The 531-nt window shown below is 76.6% G+C and carries 1 protein-coding gene; it reads right to left on the bottom strand.

From position 1 onward, the window contains the following. On the bottom strand, window positions 1-531 hold a 531-nt coding region (locus PROKR_RS36155; RefSeq protein ID WP_036969005.1), incomplete at both ends, for a hypothetical protein.

The raw sequence follows: 531 nt of genomic DNA, 5'->3' as shown, positions 1-531 counted from the left end.
GGGCGGCGAGCACGGCCGCCGCGCACCAGCCCTCCGCCTGCCGTGCCACGGCGTCCACCACCTGCCGGTCCCCGGTCCGGGCGTGCGCCGAGACCAGCGCCGCGTTCTCGGCGTCGCTCAGCCGCAGCAGGTCGCCGCGCAGCAGCGTGAAGTTGCCCAGCAGCTCCGGCACCAGGCGGGTCAGCGGCAGCACCCAGTGGCTCAGCAGCAGCACGCGGATGGCCTCGGGCGTGTTGTTCAGCCGTTCGTCGACCCGGCGCAGGGCGGACGGCGGCAGCAGGTGGGCGTCGTCCACCACGACCAGCGTCGGCGTGCCCCCGGGGCCGGCGGGTGCCTCCGCGCCGTCGAGCACCGCGTCGATCTGCTCGGGAGTCCAGGACTCGTCGGCGGTGATCCAGACGGGGTGCTCCGCGTGTGCCGGGGCGGCGTGCCGCAGCCAGCCCGTCACGCCGAGCGTCTTGCCGGCCCCGGCTGGGGCGACCACGAGGGTCACGGCCGCCTCGGTCGCCTCGTCGAGCCGCTGCCACAGCC

Source organism: Promicromonospora kroppenstedtii DSM 19349 (assembly GCF_000515355.1).
Classification (GTDB): Bacteria; Actinomycetota; Actinomycetes; order Actinomycetales; family Cellulomonadaceae; genus Promicromonospora; species Promicromonospora kroppenstedtii.
The sequence above is the reverse complement of the archived record's forward strand: the minus strand, read 5'-3'. Positions and strand labels throughout refer to the sequence as shown.